Origin of the sequence: Pseudomonas sp. NFIX10 (genome assembly GCF_900111955.1) — a bacterium.
GTDB classification, from domain to species: domain Bacteria; phylum Pseudomonadota; class Gammaproteobacteria; order Pseudomonadales; family Pseudomonadaceae; genus Aquipseudomonas; species Aquipseudomonas fluorescens_AA.
In genome coordinates, this window is the sequence record NZ_FOKH01000008.1 from 1 (window position 1) to 18,306 (window position 18,306).

The 18,306-nt window shown below is 60.2% G+C and carries 13 protein-coding genes; 9 read left to right on the top strand and 4 right to left on the bottom strand.

What is annotated here, in order from left to right:
* Positions 1–449: 449 nt before the first annotated feature.
* From tig to BM321_RS09375, 7 genes are all read left to right on the top strand, one after another.
* The gene (gene tig, locus BM321_RS09340) at positions 450–1,760 is read left to right on the top strand and encodes a trigger factor (protein WP_092326852.1); all 1,311 of its coding nucleotides are present in this window, start codon (positions 450–452) and stop codon (positions 1,758–1,760) included.
* Between the two features lie 93 nt (positions 1,761–1,853).
* The gene (clpP, locus tag BM321_RS09345; RefSeq protein WP_003183177.1) at positions 1,854–2,495 is read left to right on the top strand and encodes an ATP-dependent Clp endopeptidase proteolytic subunit ClpP; all 642 of its coding nucleotides are present in this window, start codon (positions 1,854–1,856) and stop codon (positions 2,493–2,495) included.
* 107 nt (positions 2,496–2,602) lie between these two features.
* The gene (clpX, locus tag BM321_RS09350; protein WP_092256669.1) at positions 2,603–3,886 is read left to right on the top strand and encodes an ATP-dependent Clp protease ATP-binding subunit ClpX; all 1,284 of its coding nucleotides are present in this window, start codon (positions 2,603–2,605) and stop codon (positions 3,884–3,886) included.
* A gap of 161 nt (positions 3,887–4,047) precedes the next feature.
* The gene (lon, locus tag BM321_RS09355; protein ID WP_092442292.1) at positions 4,048–6,444 is read left to right on the top strand and encodes an endopeptidase La; all 2,397 of its coding nucleotides are present in this window, start codon (positions 4,048–4,050) and stop codon (positions 6,442–6,444) included.
* A gap of 150 nt (positions 6,445–6,594) precedes the next feature.
* The gene (locus tag BM321_RS09360; protein WP_003183171.1) at positions 6,595–6,867 is read left to right on the top strand and encodes an HU family DNA-binding protein; all 273 of its coding nucleotides are present in this window, start codon (positions 6,595–6,597) and stop codon (positions 6,865–6,867) included.
* Positions 6,868–7,091: 224 nt separating this feature from the next.
* Positions 7,092–8,963, top strand: coding sequence for a SurA N-terminal domain-containing protein (locus BM321_RS09370; protein ID WP_092442293.1), 1,872 nt, complete (start codon positions 7,092–7,094; stop codon positions 8,961–8,963).
* Between the two features lie 342 nt (positions 8,964–9,305).
* Positions 9,306–10,175, top strand: coding sequence for a DUF2242 domain-containing protein (locus BM321_RS09375; protein ID WP_092442294.1), 870 nt, complete (start codon positions 9,306–9,308; stop codon positions 10,173–10,175).
* 278 nt (positions 10,176–10,453) lie between these two features.
* On the opposite strand, the gene BM321_RS09380 is transcribed toward BM321_RS09375, so the two are convergent.
* Together BM321_RS09380 and BM321_RS09385 are read right to left on the bottom strand one after the other, a co-directional pair.
* On the bottom strand, positions 10,454–11,491 hold the full coding sequence (locus tag BM321_RS09380) for an AraC family transcriptional regulator (RefSeq protein ID WP_092442295.1): 1,038 nt from the start codon (positions 11,489–11,491) through the stop codon (positions 10,454–10,456).
* A gap of 2 nt (positions 11,492–11,493) precedes the next feature.
* Positions 11,494–12,624, bottom strand: coding sequence for a nitrilase-related carbon-nitrogen hydrolase (locus BM321_RS09385; protein ID WP_092442296.1), 1,131 nt, complete (start codon positions 12,622–12,624; stop codon positions 11,494–11,496).
* A 340-nt stretch (positions 12,625–12,964) separates the two neighbouring features.
* Between BM321_RS09385 and BM321_RS09390 the strand changes: the two genes are divergently transcribed.
* Entirely contained in the window at positions 12,965–15,004 is a 2,040-nt protein-coding gene (locus BM321_RS09390) for an oxidoreductase (protein WP_092442297.1), read from the top strand.
* Positions 15,005–15,188: 184 nt separating this feature from the next.
* The gene (locus tag BM321_RS09395) at positions 15,189–16,097 is read left to right on the top strand and encodes a 1-aminocyclopropane-1-carboxylate deaminase/D-cysteine desulfhydrase (protein WP_092442298.1); all 909 of its coding nucleotides are present in this window, start codon (positions 15,189–15,191) and stop codon (positions 16,095–16,097) included.
* Between the two features lie 7 nt (positions 16,098–16,104).
* On the opposite strand, the gene BM321_RS09400 is transcribed toward BM321_RS09395, so the two are convergent.
* Positions 16,105–16,653 carry a cytochrome b gene (locus BM321_RS09400; RefSeq protein WP_092326840.1) on the bottom strand — a complete coding sequence of 183 codons (549 nt, stop codon included), beginning with the start codon at positions 16,651–16,653 and terminating at the stop codon, positions 16,105–16,107.
* Positions 16,654–16,775: 122 nt separating this feature from the next.
* Positions 16,776–18,182, bottom strand: a complete 1,407-nt coding sequence (locus BM321_RS09405; protein WP_092442299.1) for a type VI secretion system Vgr family protein — start codon at positions 18,180–18,182, stop codon at positions 16,776–16,778.
* Positions 18,183–18,306 lie beyond the last annotated feature (124 nt).

Below are 18,306 nucleotides of genomic sequence, written 5' to 3' on the forward strand. Positions count from 1 at the left end.
GAGCGACCTCACCTGTCTTTGAAATACAAAACGCCCGATGCGGTGCATCGGGCGTTAGGGTGAAACAGGTGTAAACCTATTTCAGGACTAGACAGGTGGTTCTGTGTTTGGCGTCGGTGCTGTTTTTGCGGTTGTGCGCAATGGTCGATTTGTCGCGAATGTGTTTCGTGATGATGCGCGGTATGCCCGTTGGTCTCCTTGTGGGGGCAGGGCGCTGTGCGACCGGACAAGCCGCCTCTATATATAGAAGCGCTGGCGCAGAGCCTTGGACTGAATCGACTGTATTTGCAATCCGGCTGGGGCATGACCGTTTGCCCCAGCCTAAATCCGGCGCCTGTTTCCAGCGCGTTTTCAGTAGGGTGACTTCTTGAGTTTGACCTACTAGAATGCATGCCCTTGATTCTGGGGTCGGAAACGCCCGGCCAACGTCTGTGCAACGAGGAATATCCATGCAAGTTTCTGTTGAAAATACTTCTGCTCTTGAGCGCCGCATGAGCATCACCGTGCCGGCTGAGCGCATCGAGACTCAGGTCAACAAGCGTCTGCAGCAGACTGCCCAAAAGGCCAAAATCCCAGGTTTCCGCCCAGGCAAAGTGCCAATGAGCGTGATCCGTCAGCGTTACGAAGCTGATGCGCGTCAGGAAGCCGTGGGCGACGTGATCCAGTCTTCGTTCTACGAAGCGGTCGTCGAGCAGAAGTTGAACCCCGCCGGCGCGCCGTCCGTCGAGCCTAAAGTGCTGGAAAAAGGCAAGGACCTGGAGTTCGTCGCCACGTTCGAAGTGTTCCCGGAGTTCACGGTTGCCGGTTTCGAATCCATCGCTGTCGAGCGCCTGAGCGCTGACGTGTCGGATGCCGACCTGGACAAGATGCTGGACATCCTGCGCAAGCAGAACACCCGTTTCGAAGTGACCGAGCGTGCGGCCCAGAACGAAGACCAACTGAACATCGATTTCGTCGGCAAGGTCGACGGTGAAGCGTTCGCTGGTGGTTCCGCCAAGGCCACCCAGCTGGTGCTGGGCTCCGGTCGCATGATTCCTGGTTTCGAAGACGGCCTGGTTGGCGCCAAGGCCGGTGAAGAGCGCGTTCTGAACGTGACCTTCCCCGAGGATTACCAGAACCTGGACCTGGCTGGCAAAGCCGCCGAGTTCACCGTGACCGTCAACAGCGTTTCCGAGCCGAAGCTGCCTGAGCTGAACGAAGAATTCTTCGCCCAGTTCGGCATCAAGGAAACCGGTCTGGAAGGTTTCCGCGCCGAAGTTCGCAAGAACATGGAGCGCGAGCTGCGCCAGGCCATCAAGTCCAAGGTCAAGAACCAGGTCATGGACGGTCTGCTGGCCTCCAACCCGATCGAAGTGCCAAAGGCCCTGCTGGACAACGAAGTGAACCGTCTGCGGGTGCAGGCTGTTCAACAGTTCGGCGGCAACATCAAGCCGGACCAACTGCCAGCAGAACTGTTCGAAGAGCAAGCCAAGCGCCGCGTCGTGCTGGGCCTGATCGTTGCCGAAGTGGTCAAGCAGTTCGAGCTCAAGCCTGACGAAGCCCGCGTTCGTGAGCTGATCCAGGAAATGGCCTCGGCCTATCAAGAGCCTGAGCAAGTCGTGTCCTGGTACTACAAGAACGACCAGCAGCTGAACGAAGTCCGTTCGGTTGTGCTGGAAGAACAAGTTGTGGATACTGTTCTGCAGAAAGCTAGCGTGACCGATAAAGCGGTCTCTTACGAAGAAGCGGTCAAGCCGGTGGAAGCTCCACAAGCCGATTGATGGTTCTGCGGTAAGAAATAAACACCCATAAGCCAGCCTTCGTGCTGGCTTATGCGTATTCAAGACATAACTATTTGGGAGTGACTGCGAGACATGTCCCGCAATTCTTTTTATCAGCAGAGCTCTGACATCCAGGCCGCAGGCGGCCTGGTCCCGATGGTTATCGAGCAGTCCGCCCGCGGCGAACGTGCCTATGACATCTACTCGCGTCTGCTCAAGGAACGCGTCATCTTCCTGATCGGCCCCGTTGAAGACTACATGGCCAACCTGGTCGCGGCGCAGCTGTTGTTCCTTGAAGCGGAAAACCCGGACAAGGATATCCATCTGTACATCAACTCACCTGGCGGTTCGGTGACTGCGGGCATGTCGATCTACGACACCATGCAGTTCATCAAGCCTGACGTCTCCACCATCTGCATCGGTCAGGCCTGCAGCATGGGTGCCTTCCTGCTCGCCGGTGGCGCAGCGGGCAAGCGTCACTGCCTGCCTAACTCGCGGATGATGATTCACCAGCCATTGGGTGGCTTCCAGGGCCAGGCGTCGGATATCGACATCCATGCCAAGGAAATCCTCCACATTCGTTCGCGCCTGAACTCGTTGCTGGCCCATCACACCGGCCAGAGCCTCGAAACCATTGAGCGCGACACCGAGCGTGACAACTTCATGAGCGCCGAGCGTGCAGCCGAATACGGCCTGATCGACTCTGTGATCAACAAGCGTCAAATGCCTGCCTAAGCCGCTCAAAATGCAGGTGGTTGGGATGACCGGCCGCCTGCGGGCTTGAAAAAGCCCGCAATTGCCTTCATCTTGTGTTGCAAGCCTATCGGATTTGGATCGATCGAATGACTGACACCCGCAACGGCGAGGACAACGGCAAACTGCTTTATTGCTCCTTCTGTGGCAAAAGCCAGCATGAAGTGCGCAAATTGATTGCCGGCCCCTCGGTCTTCATTTGCGACGAGTGCGTCGACCTGTGCAATGACATCATCCGCGAGGAGGTGCAGGAAGCCCAGGCCGAGAGCAGCGCGCATAAATTGCCTTCGCCTAAAGAAATCAGCGGCATCCTTGATCAGTATGTGATTGGTCAGGAACGTGCGAAAAAGGTACTGGCCGTAGCGGTATACAACCACTACAAGCGCCTGAACCAGCGTGACAAAAAGAATGACGAGGTCGAACTCGGCAAGAGCAACATCCTGCTGATCGGCCCGACAGGCTCGGGTAAGACCCTGCTTGCCGAAACCCTGGCTCGTTTGCTGAACGTTCCGTTCACCATCGCCGACGCAACCACCCTCACCGAGGCGGGTTATGTGGGTGAAGACGTCGAGAACATCATTCAGAAGTTGTTGCAGAAGTGCGACTACGATGTGGAAAAAGCCCAGATGGGTATTGTCTACATCGATGAAATCGACAAGATTTCCCGCAAGTCCGACAACCCGTCCATCACCCGGGATGTTTCCGGTGAAGGCGTGCAGCAGGCCTTGCTCAAGTTGATCGAAGGCACGGTCGCTTCCGTTCCACCCCAAGGTGGTCGCAAGCATCCGCAGCAGGAATTCCTGCAGGTCGACACCCGTAACATCCTGTTCATCTGCGGTGGTGCGTTCTCCGGCCTGGAAAAGGTTATTCAAAACCGTTCCACCCGTGGTGGCATCGGTTTCAACGCCGAAGTACGCAGCAAGGAAGAGGGCAAGAAGGTCGGTGAGTCCCTGCGTGAAGTCGAACCTGACGATTTGGTCAAGTTCGGTCTGATCCCGGAATTCGTCGGTCGTCTGCCAGTCCTGGCGACGTTGGATGAGTTGGATGAAGCGGCGTTGATGCAGATTCTGACCGAGCCGAAAAACGCCCTGACCAAGCAGTATGCCAAGCTGTTCGAAATGGAAGGTGTAGACCTGGAATTCCGTTCCGACGCGCTGAAATCGGTCGCCAAACGTGCCCTGGAGCGTAAGACCGGTGCCCGTGGGTTGCGCTCGATTCTCGAAGGCGTATTGCTCGACACGATGTATGAGATTCCCTCGCAGTCCGAGGTGAGTAAAGTCGTGATCGACGAAAGCGTTATAGAAGGCAAGTCCAAACCATTGTATATCTACGAAAACAATGAGAAGACTGCCAAGGCCGCACCGGACGCGTAAGCGTTCCGCTGCCGGAACAAAGAAGGGGCCTTCGGGCCCCTTTGCTTTTAGCGCGTTTTAGACGTGTCTTAACGCTTGTTTTTTTTCAAGGCTGCCCCCATCTTGGTTTCAAGCTTACTTCCATCTGTTTCCGGCCCTAGGGCCGCCGTAGAGGCGAAATCATGAAGACAACCATCGAATTGCCTCTCCTGCCATTGCGCGATGTCGTGGTGTATCCGCACATGGTTATCCCGCTGTTCGTGGGGCGCGAGAAGTCCATCGAAGCCCTCGAGGCTGCGATGACGGGTGACAAGCAGATTCTTCTGCTGGCTCAGAGGAATCCAGCCGACGATGATCCCGGCGAAGACGCACTGTATCGCGTAGGTACGATTGCAACGGTTCTGCAATTGCTCAAGTTGCCCGACGGTACCGTCAAGGTCCTGGTCGAAGGCGAGCAGCGCGGGACTGTCGAGCGTTTCAGCGAAGTGGACGGTCATTGCCGTGCCGAGGTGTCGCTGATCGAAGAAGTCGATGCGCCCGAGCGTGAATCAGAGGTGTTTGTCCGCAGCCTGTTGTCACAGTTCGAACAATACGTGCAACTGGGCAAGAAGGTGCCTGCAGAGGTCCTGTCGTCGCTCAACAGCATCGACGAGTCGGGGCGGCTGGTCGATACGATGGCGGCCCACATGGCCCTCAAGATCGAGCAGAAGCAGGAAATTCTCGAGATCATCGACCTGTCGGCCCGTGTCGAGCACGTGCTGGCATTGCTCGACGGCGAGATCGATCTGTTGCAGGTCGAGAAACGCATTCGCGGTCGCGTCAAGAAGCAGATGGAGCGCAGCCAGCGCGAGTACTACCTGAACGAGCAGATGAAGGCCATTCAGAAAGAGCTGGGCGATGGCGACGAAGGTCACAACGAAATCGAAGAGCTGAAAAAGCGCATCGATGCCGCCGGCTTGCCCAAGGATGCCTTGGCCAAGGCTCAGGCTGAGTTGAACAAGCTCAAGCAAATGTCGCCGATGTCTGCCGAAGCCACCGTGGTGCGCTCCTACATCGACTGGCTGGTCCAAGTGCCGTGGAAAGCCCAGAGCAAGGTGCGTCTGGACCTGGCGCGCGCTGAAGACATCCTCGACGCCGACCATTACGGTCTGGAAGAGGTCAAGGAGCGCATCCTTGAGTATCTCGCCGTACAGAAGCGCGTGAAAAAGATTCGCGGCCCGGTCCTGTGCCTGGTCGGCCCTCCCGGGGTCGGTAAAACCTCCCTCGCGGAGTCGATTGCCCACGCGACCAACCGCAAATTCGTACGCATGGCCCTGGGTGGCGTGCGTGACGAGGCGGAAATTCGTGGTCATCGCCGGACCTACATCGGTTCGATGCCAGGAAGATTGATTCAAAAAATGACAAAGGTCGGCGTGCGCAATCCGCTGTTCCTTTTGGACGAAATCGACAAGATGGGCAGCGACATGCGCGGCGATCCCGCCTCCGCGTTGCTCGAAGTGCTCGATCCTGAGCAGAATCACAACTTCAACGATCACTACCTCGAGGTCGACTACGACCTGTCGGACGTGATGTTCCTCTGCACCTCCAACTCCATGAACATTCCGCCGGCATTGCTGGACCGGATGGAGGTGATCCGTCTACCGGGCTACACCGAGGACGAGAAGATCAACATCGCCGTGAAGTACCTTTCGCCCAAGCAGATCCAGGCCAATGGCCTGAAAAAAGGCGAGCTGGAATTCGACGAGGAAGCGATTCGCGACATCATCCGCTACTACACCCGCGAAGCCGGCGTGCGCGGCCTGGAACGGCAGATTGCCAAGGTCTGCCGCAAGGCGGTCAAGGAACATGCGCTGGAAAAACGTTTCGCGGTCAAGGTCACTGCGGACCTGCTGGAGCATTTCCTGGGTGTGCGCAAGTTCCGCTACGGCCTGGCAGAGCAGCAGGACCAGATCGGCCAGGTGACTGGCCTGGCGTGGACTCAGGTCGGTGGCGAGTTGCTGACCATCGAAGCGGCCGTGGTACCGGGCAAGGGGCAGCTGATCAAGACCGGTTCCCTGGGCGACGTGATGGTCGAGTCGATCACCGCGGCGCTGACGGTGGTGCGCAGTCGTGCCCGGAGCCTGGGCATTCCCCTGGACTTCCATGAGAAGCGCGACACGCACATCCACATGCCTGAAGGGGCTACGCCCAAGGACGGCCCAAGCGCCGGCGTAGGCATGTGCACGGCCCTGGTCTCGGCATTGACCGGCATCCCGGTGCGCGCCGACGTCGCCATGACGGGTGAAATCACGCTGCGCGGCCAGGTCCTGGCGATTGGCGGCCTGAAGGAAAAACTGCTGGCGGCACACCGTGGCGGGATCAAGATCGTGATCATTCCCGAAGAGAATGTCCGCGATCTGAAGGAAATTCCTGACAACATTAAGCAAGATCTTCAGATCAAACCGGTTAAATGGATTGACGAGGTCCTGCAAATTGCGCTGCAATACGCGCCGGAGCCCTTGCCGGATGTGGCTCCAGAGATTGTCGCGAAGGAAGAAAAGCGGGAGTCTGACTCTAAGGAAAGAATTAGCACGCATTAACACGCATTTGCCTGGGGGGCCTTCCTTGACAGTTTTTTAGAGCCCTTGTTATAAAGCGGCTCTTAAGTGTCTGCAGGCCATTTAGCACTCGTTTTTGCTTTCACCAAAAAAAACTTAGAATCATCTCAAATAGATATAAGGGGACTTAGAGTGAACAAGTCGGAACTGATTGATGCTATCGCTGCATCCGCTGATATCCCGAAAGCTGCTGCTGGCCGTGCGCTGGACGCTGTAATCGAATCCGTCACTGGCGCTCTCAAGGCTGGCGACTCCGTTGTTCTGGTTGGTTTCGGCACCTTCTCCGTGACTGATCGCCCAGCTCGTACCGGTCGCAACCCGCAGACCGGCAAGACGCTGGAGATTCCTGCTGCCAAGAAGCCAGGTTTCAAAGCTGGTAAGGCACTGAAAGAAGCCGTTAACTAAGGTTTCGTTGAGTTTATCCGGGTCGGGGTCATGCCTGGCTTGGCAGCGGAGCGGTAATGCGACCGGTTGCTACCGGTTTGTGACGCCAGGGTTTGCAGGTTCGAACCCGGTCCGCTCCGCCAGTTACGAGAAGGCGCATCCTCGGATGCGCCTTTCTTCTATCCGGATTCTACCCACGCTCCACGGTTGCCTAAATTTGAAGTTCAACCGTTTCTGGGGGACGCATGCTGCAGAATATCAGGGACAATTCACAAGGCTGGATTGCCAAGACCATCATCGGGGTCATCGTCGCATTGATGGCGTTGACCGGTTTCGATGCCATTTTCAAAGCCACCACCAATAGTAACGACGCGGCCAAGGTCAACGGCGAAACTATCAGCCAGAACGAGCTGAGCCAGGCGGTCGACATGCAACGTCGCCAGCTCATGCAACAGCTGGGCAAGGATTTCGATGCCTCCCTGCTGGACGAAAAAATGCTGCGCGATTCGGCGCTCAAGGGCCTGATCGACCGTAAGTTGTTGCTGCAAGGCGCTCACGATGCGAAATTCGCTTTCTCGGAAGCTGCGCTCGATCAAGTCATCCTGCAAACGCCTGAGTTCCAGGTCGATGGCAAATTCAGCCCCGAGCGTTTCGATCAGGTGATCCGCCAGTTGGGTTACAGCCGTATGCAGTTCCGCCAGATGCTGGCCCAGGAAATGCTGATCGGTCAGTTGCGCGCCGGCCTGGCGGGCAGCGGTTTTGTCACTGATGCCCAAGTGTTGGCCTTCGCCCGCCTGGAAAAGCAGACCCGTGATTTCGCCACCTTGAACATCAAGGCCGATCCGGCGTCGGTGAAGCTGACCGATGATGAGGTCAAGGCTTACTACGACCAACACGCCAAGGAATTCATGACGCCTGACCAGGTGGTCATCGATTACCTCGAGCTGAAGAAAGCCTCTTTCTTCGATCAGGTCAGCGTCAAGGACGAAGACCTGCAAGCGGCCTATCAGAAAGAAATCGCCAACCTGTCCGAACAGCGTCGCGCTGCGCACATCCTGATCGAAGTGAACGACAAGGTGACCGAAGCCCAGGCCAAGGCGAAGATCGAAGAGATCCAGGCTCGCCTGGCCAAAGGCGAATCGTTTGAAGCCCTGGCGAAGGAGTTTTCCCAGGATCCGGGGTCGGCGAGCAACGGCGGCGATCTCGGCTATGCCGGCCCAGGCGTCTACGATCCGGAATTCGAAAAGGCCTTGTACGCCTTGAGCAAGGACCAGGTCTCGGCACCGGTCCGCACCGATTTCGGTCTGCACCTGATCAAGCTGCTGGGTGTCGAAGCGCCCGAAGTGCCGACCTTCGCCAGTCTCAAGGACAAACTGACCCGCGAGCTGAAGACTCAGCAGGTGGAGCAGCGTTTCGTGGAGGCGACCAAGCAACTGGAGGATGCCTCGTTCGAAGCGTCCGACCTGGCGCAGCCGGCTCAGGACTTGAAGCTGACCGTCCACACATCGGCCCCGTTCGGTCGTGAAGGCGGTGAAGGGATTGCGGCCAATCGCGCCGTGGTCACTGCGGCGTTCAGCCCGGAAGTGCTGGATGAAGGTGCCAACAGCACCGCCATCGAGCTGGACCCGGAAACCGTCGTGGTACTGCGTGCCAAGGAGCACCGCAAGCCAGAGCAACTGTCGCTGGACAAGGTGGCCGGGCCCATTCGTGCTCAACTGGCCAAGGAACACGCCAGCGCAGCGGCCAAGACCCGCGCCGACGAGCTGATCGCCAGCCTGCGCGACGGCAAGACGGCACTGGACAAACCGGTTGACGGCCAGGGCTGGAAAGCCATCGAGGCGGCCACCCGCAACCAGGAAGGCATCGACCCGGCGGTGCTGCAAGCACTGTTCCGCATGCCCAAGCCTGAGTCCAAGGACAAGCCGACGTTCAGCAGCGTGACCTTGCCTGACGGCAGCCTGGTGGTCGTGCGTCTGAACGGCGTGAACGAAGCCGCGGCACCGACTGACGAAGAGAAAGCGGAATATCGTCGCTACCTTGCGTCCCGTGTGGGTCAGCAGGACTTCGCGGCCTATCGCAAGCAGTTGGAGAGTCAGGCGGATATCAAGCGTTTCTAATCGCTTGATGCTTCTCCAAACCTGGCTGTGATGCTGCTCACTTGAAAAAACGGCGCTTCTTCAGAAATGGAAGCGCCGTTTTTTTTGGGATTTTTCCGGGGCAGGTGAGGGATATCCCTTTCTTCGGTAAGGCTCAAGTGAACGGTATCAGGCCAAAATGCCAGGTTTTTTTGTATCTGCTTGTTGCCCAAAAGTGCGTGTTCGTCGATCTGCCGGCTTGGCGTCTTTTTCCTGCAAACAACCGCCAGTAAACTTGTAACCCCATTGAAACAAGATTAGCCACGCTGCCAGGTCGCGTTCTGTTGCACAATACGCCCCGGACCGTTTTTCTCAGGATGTTCAATGTTCAAATCATTTCACATGCGCACCGTCGGGCTTGCATTGGTGCTGGCCGCCGCAGCCGGTTGCTCGTCGAAGAAAGCCGCCATCTACGAGCACGAGAACTTCGATGATTCCGGCACGTTCTCACGCACTTATCCAGTGAGCGACACGGTGACCTGCGAGGCCGGGCGCCGGGCGTTGCTCAGCCAGGGCTACATCATTACCAGCAGCGATCCGAAGCTCGTCAGTGGCCACAAGAGTTTCCAGCAGACCGGCGAGACCCACATGGAGATCAGTTTCAACCTGGTCTGTGCCGAGGACGGCGGTGCCGGACACCGTGCGACCATGTTCGCCAACGCCTTGCAGGACCGTTATGCCCTGAAGAAAACCAACAACTCCGCCAGCCTGGGTGTGGGCGTGCTGGGTTCGGTGTCGATGCCGATCGGCTCTTCGGACGATTCGATGGTCAAGGTCGCCAGCGAAACCGTGTCGGCTGCCAAGTTCTATGAGCGTTTCTTTGCCTTGGTGGAGCTGTTCCTGCCCCCCGAAGCGAAGAAAGCTGCCGAGAAGGCTGAGAATACCGATAAGCCAAAAACTGAGCTGGGTGTCCCGGAACCCAAGGCTGAACCGGCCGCCTTGATGCCGGCTCCGGCTCCAGTTGCAGCGCCTGCGTCGGCACCTGCAACCACGCCGGTAAACGAGGCCGCGCCGGCCCCCGTCGAAACCGCCCCTGCGGTGTCGGAGCCCGTCGCACCGCCGAGCGAGCCAGCGCCGATTGCGCCTGAGTCGTTCGAGTCTGCGCCGACGACGGAAACCGTGACACCGCCGCCACCACCGTCCAGTTCATTGCCGGCCCCGAGCGAGCCGATCCAGCCGCTTCCGGCTTCCTGAGATCCCGTGGCAGGGCGTTACGCCCTGTCACACTTCACGCGGTAATTTCCCGACCCTGTGCTACGTTTAATTCATGAAGCCTTTGCTTCATGTTTTGTTCATAAAGCAGCTTTATGCTGATGCCAGCGCCATCAGGCATTGGATTCAATGACAGGGGAAGGACACGTAATGGACGATTATCAGGAAGAGCTGCTGGAATACCAGGCCTATGAACTGGACCCGCTGGAACCCTCCGAAGATGCAACGGAGTTGTAAGAGAGCAAGCTAGCGCTTGAAGCTCAACGCCCTCTGTGACTACGACGAAATTCCCCAGGCGTCTGGTCGTTCCAGCGCTTGAAGGCTCGTTGAAAGGCCTCGGCTGAAGCAAACCCCAACAAGTAGGCGATTTCGCCGAACGCCAGTTCGGTATCGCGTATGTAGGTCATGGCCAGGTCGCGGCGGGTGTCGTTGAGGATGGCGCGAAATTGCGTGCCTTCCTCGGTCAGCTTGCGACGCAGGGTCCAGGTCGGCAGTTTCAGGCGGGCCGCCACTTCTTCCAGATCGGGTTCCCGGCCCCCGCTGAGCAACGGTCCCAGCAGTTGAATGATGCGCTCACGCAGGCTGCGGGTGCGGGTCAATTGGTCCAATTCCCGTTCACACAATTGGACCATATGGTGCCAGGTGCTGGGGCAATGCTGTGGGTTGCGCTGGGCGAGGCTGTCCAGGCCCAGTCGCAGTTGATTCTGTTCGGCGCCAAACTGGATCGGGCAGTCACCGAGCGTGCGGTAAGCCTCCAGGTACGCCGGTTCCTCGAATTCGATGTCGATGCGTTCGGGCCGCAGCGCGATGCCGCTGACGCTGGACAGTTGGGCCAGCCAGCCGGCGATGATCGAATCCACCACGAAGCGGTTGTAGGCGTTATACGGGCTGATGGAATAGAACCGTAGCCAGGCGCCGCGGGCATCCTCATGAAAACTCGATTGGCCGCGATAGTTGGAGCCATACAGCGGCTCGAAGCGGATCATGCAGCGGGCCGCCTCGCGCACGGTCGGCGCCTGGGCAGCGGTAATGCCCGCCAGCCCGGCCTGGCTCAAGCGCCCGAGCTGGCCCATGCGCAGGCCCAGGGCCGGGTCCTGGGTCTGTTGAATCGCGGCGTGGCCCAGGCGCATGTAGCGTGGGATCGACAGGCGTGCGCCGGGCTCGGCCAGGCGCGCGGCATCGAGGCCGTACTGCTCCAGCAAGGGCTTGGGGTCTTGGCCATGGCTGGCAATTGCGTCAGCCAGGCTGTGGACGAAGCCTACTGACAGGTCCCCCAGGCGCATCGGCTGCGGTTTCATGGTCACAACCACAGGTTGAGCAGGCGCGCGCCACGGGCTTCGCCATCGGGGAAGTGCTGGCCGTCGTGGCTGATGAAACTCTGGCCGGCGCTGCCGCTGTCCCAGAACTGGCCACGCAGGAATACGCTGACACCGCCCCGGGCCTGGCTAATGGGCAATTGGCCGGTCAGTGTCAGGCGATGCCAGGCTTGCCCCTCGCTCACTTCACCGGGCTTGAGGCTCACTTCGCTCGGTGTGGACAGGCCTTTATACCCGCTCCAGGGCTTGTCCCAGGCGCCGCGACCAATGACGAAGGCGGGCACCGCGATCAGTTGCGCGCCCTGTTCGTTGAGCTGCCGGTAGTGGAGCGGGTACCAGCTGTCGCTGCCGATCAGCACGCCCAGGCGCCCGGCGGGGGTGTCTATGACGAGGGGAGAGACCGGATGGTCGGCGCCCAGCACATCCCGCTGTTCGAATACCGGATGTCGTTGGCGTTGTGGCTGGCCGATCGGCCGGCCATCGCTGCTGAACACCAGGCTGCTGTTGTACAACGCGCCGCGGCCAATCTTCAGTTCGCCGTTGCTGACGCTGGGCTCGGGTAGCACGATGGAGCCGGCCACCAGGGTAATGCCGAACTCCTTGGCCAGCCCGCCGAACAGCGCTTGATAGTCGCGGGCCATGTTATTGGCCTTCATGCGCAGGTAGGCATCCTCCAGGCGGTTATCGCCTTGAGCGCTGACCAGCGCCTGGATAAACGCCAGCGGATTGCTGATCGCCAGCCAGTGCATGGCTTCCTTCAGGGTGGTGGCCTGGTACAACTCGTCTTTTTCGCCACCAACCATCAGCCAGGTGCCGATGTGCTCGGGCAGGACCACCACGGTCTTGGCGTTGAGAAAACCCTGGTCGCGAGCCGCTTGCAGGTAGGCCGCCAGTTTGCGGTGCAGGCGCTCGGGGCTCTGGTAGTCGGTGGGGAACAGTTCGGGCTGGATGCCCAGGAGGTTGCCGCGGTCGGCGGGCGTGCCCTGGTCGACCGCCAGGTTGATACGCAGGTCTGACAGGTAATGACCCGCCGGACGATCGGTCGTCCACAGTGCGTAGGTGACCAGGACGGCAATCAAGGCCAGTGAAAACAGCAGGTACAGAAATTTGCGCATGGGGGAACAGTCAGCGGCCGTGTGCAGGTTCGTGATTTTTCATCAGGAGCTACGGGGCAGGGTACGGGAAAACAAGGGATTAGCGAAGGGCGGGCGCTGATTTGTACGCACGGCAAGAACATGCAGAAGGCGTCCAAGGAATCACCTGAACGGCATTGATGAAGTGCTGGGGTGATCTTCGATCCCCCGACAGCTGATCGGCGCTCTGCGCATTTGGATCATTAAATTGTCAGTTACGGTCATTGAGCGCCCGCATCCGGACTCCTACGCTGTGGGTCATGACAGACGCAAGCCGCAGAGCCTGCGCTTTTTTCCGTGATCGCCCGTTGTGGAGTTACCGATGACCGCCTCCCATTACCCGCATCTGCTGGCCCCGCTGGATCTGGGTTTTACCACGTTGCGCAACCGTACCCTGATGGGCTCGATGCACACCGGCCTGGAAGAGAAACCCGGCGGCTTCGAACGCATGGCGGCGTATTTTGCCGAGCGCGCCCGGGGTGGCGTGGGCCTGATGGTCACCGGTGGGATCGGGCCGAACGACGAGGGCGGGGTCTACTCCGGCGCGGCCAAGCTGACCACGGAAGAAGAGGCGCTCAAGCACCGGATCGTGACCCGGGCCGTGCACGAGGCCGGTGGCAAGATCTGCATGCAGATTCTTCACGCCGGGCGCTATGCCTACAGCCCCAAGCAAGTGGCACCGAGCGCGATCCAGGCGCCGATCAACCCGTTCAAGCCCAAGGAACTGGACGAGGAGGGTATCGAGAAGCAGATCAGCGATTTCGTCACCTGTTCGGTCTTGGCCCAGAAGGCCGAATACGATGGCGTCGAGATCATGGGCTCGGAAGGTTATTTCATTAACCAGTTCCTGGCGGCCCACACCAACCACCGTACCGACCGTTGGGGTGGCAGCTATGAAAACCGCATGCGCCTGCCGGTGGAAATCGTCCGTCGGGTGCGCGAAGCGGTGGGCCCGAATTTCATCATCATTTTTCGCCTGTCGATGCTCGACCTGGTGGACGGCGGCAGCACCTGGGACGAAATCGTCCAGTTGGCCAAGGCCATCGAGCAGGCCGGCGCGACAATCATCAACACCGGTATCGGTTGGCACGAAGCACGAATTCCCACCATCGCCACCAAGGTTCCGCGAGCGGCGTTCAGCAAGGTCACGGCCAAGCTGCGCGGTTCGGTGAGCATCCCGCTGATCACCACCAACCGCATCAACACCCCGGAGGTGGCCGAGCGGATCCTGGCCGAAGGCGATGCCGACATGGTCTCCATGGCGCGGCCGTTCCTGGCCGATCCGGAGTTCGTCAACAAGGCCGCTGCCGGTCGCAGCGATGAAATCAACACCTGCATCGGCTGCAACCAGGCGTGCCTGGACCACACCTTTGGCGGCAAGCTCACCACTTGCCTGGTCAACCCACGGGCCTGCCATGAAACCGAGCTGAACTACCTGCCGGTGACCCAGGTGAAGAAAATCGCCGTGGTCGGTGCCGGTCCCGCCGGGTTGTCCGCGGCCACGGTGGCGGCCGAGCGTGGGCACCAGGTGACGCTGTTCGATTCGGCCAGTGAAATCGGTGGTCAGTTCAACATTGCCAAGCGCGTGCCGGGCAAGGAAGAGTTCTTCGAAACCCTGCGCTACTTCAAGCGCAAATTGCAGACCAGCCATGTCGAGCTGTGCCTCGACACCCGGGTGGATGTGGCGCAATTGGTGGCGGGCGGTTACGACGAGATCATCCTCGCCACCGGCATCGCCCCACGCGTGCCGGCGATTCCCGGGGTGGAGCATGCCAAGGTCTTGAGCTACCTGGACGTGATCCTCGAACGCAAGCCGGTGGGCCGCAGCGTCGCAGTGATCGGTGCCGGCGGTATTGGCTTCGACGTGTCGGAGTTCCTGGTTCACCAGGGCGTCGCCACCAGCCAGGACCGCGAGGCGTTCTGGAAGGAGTGGGGCATCGACACCCACCTCGAGGCCCGCGGCGGCGTGGCCGGGATCAAGGCTGAACCCCATGCACCGGCGCGCCAGGTGTTCCTGCTGCAACGCAAGACCTCGAAGGTCGGTGACGGTTTGGGCAAGACCACCGGCTGGATTCATCGCACGGGCCTGAAGAACAAGCAGGTGCAGATGCTCAACGGCGTCGAATACCTGAAGATCGACGATGACGGGCTGCACATTCGCATCGGCGAAACCGGCGAGCCGCAAGTGCTGGCCGTGGATAACATCGTGATCTGCGCCGGCCAGGATCCGCTGCGTGAGTTGCAGGAAGGCCTGGAAGCGGCGGGGCAGACCGTTCACCTCATTGGCGGTGCCGACGTGGCGGCGGAGCTGGATGCCAAGCGAGCGATCAACCAGGGGTCGCGGTTGGCGGCGCAGTTGTAAGGCTCAATCCCAGGAAAACCCTTGTGGGAGCGAGCTTGCTCGTGATTGCGGTGAGTCAGTTGCATGGATGTTGGCTGATCTGTCGCTATCGCGAGCAAGCTCGCTCCCACAGTGGGGAGGGGTGAACCTGAAGTCCCCCGCCAGCTGTTAAGATACCGGCCCGTTTTCCACCCGATCTGCCGCCATGCTGCTTCCCGCCCTCGACTGGCACCCCCAACCCCGACTCGAACCCCTTCACCTGGACTGGCTCGCCCGTGCCGGTGTCGAAGTGGCGGTGTTGCGCCTGGACCGGATCGATCCGCTGATCAGCGGCAACAAGTGGTTCAAGCTGGTCCCGCATCTGCGCGCCGCCCATGAGGTCGGTGCCGAGGGGGTCATGAGCCTGGGCGGTGCCTATTCCAACCATTTGCATGCGCTGGCGGCGGCCGGCAAGCGCTTCGGCTTTCCCACGGCCGGGCTGTTGCGCGGTCATCCCCAGGACACACCGACGGTGCGCGACCTGAAAGCGTTTGGCATGGACCTGCACTGGTTGGGGTATGGCGGATACCGGGAGCGGCACGCCGCGGATTTCTGGGAACCGTGGCAGATTCGCTATCCACATTTGCATCCGGTGCCCGAGGGCGGTTCGGGATTGCCTGGGGCGCAAGGTTGCATGACGTGGGTGGCCAGTGTCCGTGAACAATTGGTGGCGCTGGGCTGGGCGGATTATCACGGCTGGTGGTTGGCTTGCGGTACTGGAACATCGCTGGCCGGACTGGTGCTGGCCGAAGCGGGCGAGCGCCCGGTCTACGGCGTACTGGCCGTGCCCCCGGACCATGGCGTGGCCCGGCAGGTCGAGCGCATCGTGGGGGAAGCGGGGCTTTCCAGCCCGCGTCATGAGTTGTTCGACGGCAGCCGTGGCGGGTTCGCCCGGGTCGATGCCGAGCTCACGGCCTTCATCGAAACCACGACGGCCATCGAACTGGAGCCGTTGTACACCGGCAAGGCCTTGATGGTGCTCAAGGCGCGGGTCGAGGCGGGAGGCTTTGCCCCCGGCACGCGCCTGGTCTTTGTCCACACCGGCGGTTTGCAAGGCCGCCGAGGGTTCGATTGACGGGCGATCAGCCGCGTTTGGGCATCATCCGCAGCAGCGTGTTGTCCCGTACCACATAGTGGTGATACAGCCCCGCCAAGGCATGCAGGCCAATCAACCAATAGCCGATGGTGCCGCCCAGCACGTGCCAGCCCTCCAGTTGCTTGGCGAACGCCTTGTCTTGATTGATGAGCAACGGCAGATCGAAACCGTAGAACATCACCTGGTGCCCTTCGGAACTGGTGATCAGCCAGCCCAGCAGCGGCATGGCGATCATGAACAGGTACAGCGCCCAGTGCATCAGGCGGGCGAGGACGGTTTGCCAGGCAGGCGATGCCGGGAAAATCGCCGGTGCCTTGCCCATGCTGCGGGCGAACAGGCGCAGCCAGACCAGCACGAATACCGTCAGGCCGAGCATGAAATGCGCTTCCTTGATCAGTGTCCGGCCGCCGCTGCCCTTGGGAAAAATTCCCCGCAACTCAATGCAGGCATAAACCACGGCCAGCAGGACCAGCATCAGCCAATGCAAGGTTACCGTGACGGTACTGTAGCGGCTTTCCGAGTTTTTCCAGGGCATTGCGGTATCTCCAACAATCAGGGTCGAGCGCCGTCTAGCGCGGCGTGTCTTTACTGTAAGCCCGTTTCGCTGGGTTTGCATGAACCAGATCAGGGTTGCTGGCAAGAAGCCAAAAGGCAGGATCAGGGTGTGAAGTCTGGCGGGTTCAGCAGCCAGTCCAACAGCAGCCCGGCATCGTGATTGCCACGGGACGGTTTCGGTGGGGCGGCGGCGTGTCCTGCGCCGGTATCGACAGCCCCTGGGCACAGCACCGGTCGGTCGGGGTCGCCATCGAGAAAGCTCACCAGCACTTCGCTGCCGGCCATCAGGGGAGGGCTGTCGCCCAGCGTCAGTCGCGACACGGGCAGCGTGATGCCTTCCTGGTCCGGCGCCCAGAGGCTGACACTCACTTGGCCGTGTTCATCGAACGGGGCCGGCTGGCCGGTGCGGCCGAGCACGTGGGCCAGGTGATACCCGGGAATGCACGGTTTGGGATGCTTGAGGGCCGGCCTGAACACGGTGGACCAGGGAATGGCGGTGAAGCGGTTGCGGTAGTCACGGGCCGACGGTGTGCTGGGCAGGTCCGGTTCAAGGATCGAAAACTGCCGCCCGCGATGCTGGACCTCGGTGATCAGCCATTGATCGTTGAAGGTGGAAACCGGGTGTTCGCAGATCTGCACGATGTCGCCGCTGTGCAGGGCCGGTTGATCACTGTGGCCATGGATTTCCCGTTGCCGACAGCGCAACCGTTCCAGATGGCGGCGTCCGGCCTGGTAGCGGTGAGTCAGGGCCGGGTTGCCGTGCATGGCCTCATGGTCGATCTGCTCGAGGGGGTGATTCGCCGCCTGGGCCTCGGTTTCGGTCACCGCCCGGTCACGGAACCCGACAGGCACGCCAGGCACCATCGCGTGATGGCGCAAATACAAGCGCTTGATGGCCGGTATCGAGTTGTCGTTCGGGCGCAGGGGCAGCTCGACGGGGCGCGCGGGAAAACTCTTCGGGTCTTCGGCAAACACCAGGACGTGGCCCTGGGGAGTGTGTTCGAAGTGGTAATGAATGCCTTCTTCCTCACACAGCCGTTGCAGGAGGGCCAGGTCGCTTTCGTCGTACTGGATGCAGAATGGGCGACACGGATACTGCCCATGGGGCAGCTCGAAACGGTAACTGTCAGCGGGCAGAGCGTTGTCTTGCAGCAGGCGTTGCAGCAGTTGCACCACGGTGAGCCGATGGAAGACCCGGCGCCGCGGGCCTTGTTCCAATCGCAGCAGGTAGGGCACCAACGTCAAGCGGTAGCCGATGCGCTGCGGTGCCGAGGCACTCAGGCTGACGCTGTGGACAACCCCATGGATGCCCGACTCGCCGTCCAAGCGCAGGAATGCCGGGTGCCCCAATATCAGGTCGGGGTTTATCGGTGGGGCCAGGCCGATCAGTTCGAGGTCAAAGCGGTACGGCTGGTTGAGGGCTTCGCGGCCATTGAAGCGCAAGACTTGCAGCTGCAAGTCGTTTTGCGTGAGCGTCAGGCTGAAGGGACTTTCCGTGTCGTTGCGCATCGCGCCTCCTACTGGCAGGAACAGAGGCCCAGAGGGTACGAAACCATGGGGGGGAACGGTGCTTGCGAGCCGCTATTTCAGAAAAGCCCTACAACACACTGTGAAAATGTCGATCCGGCGGCAT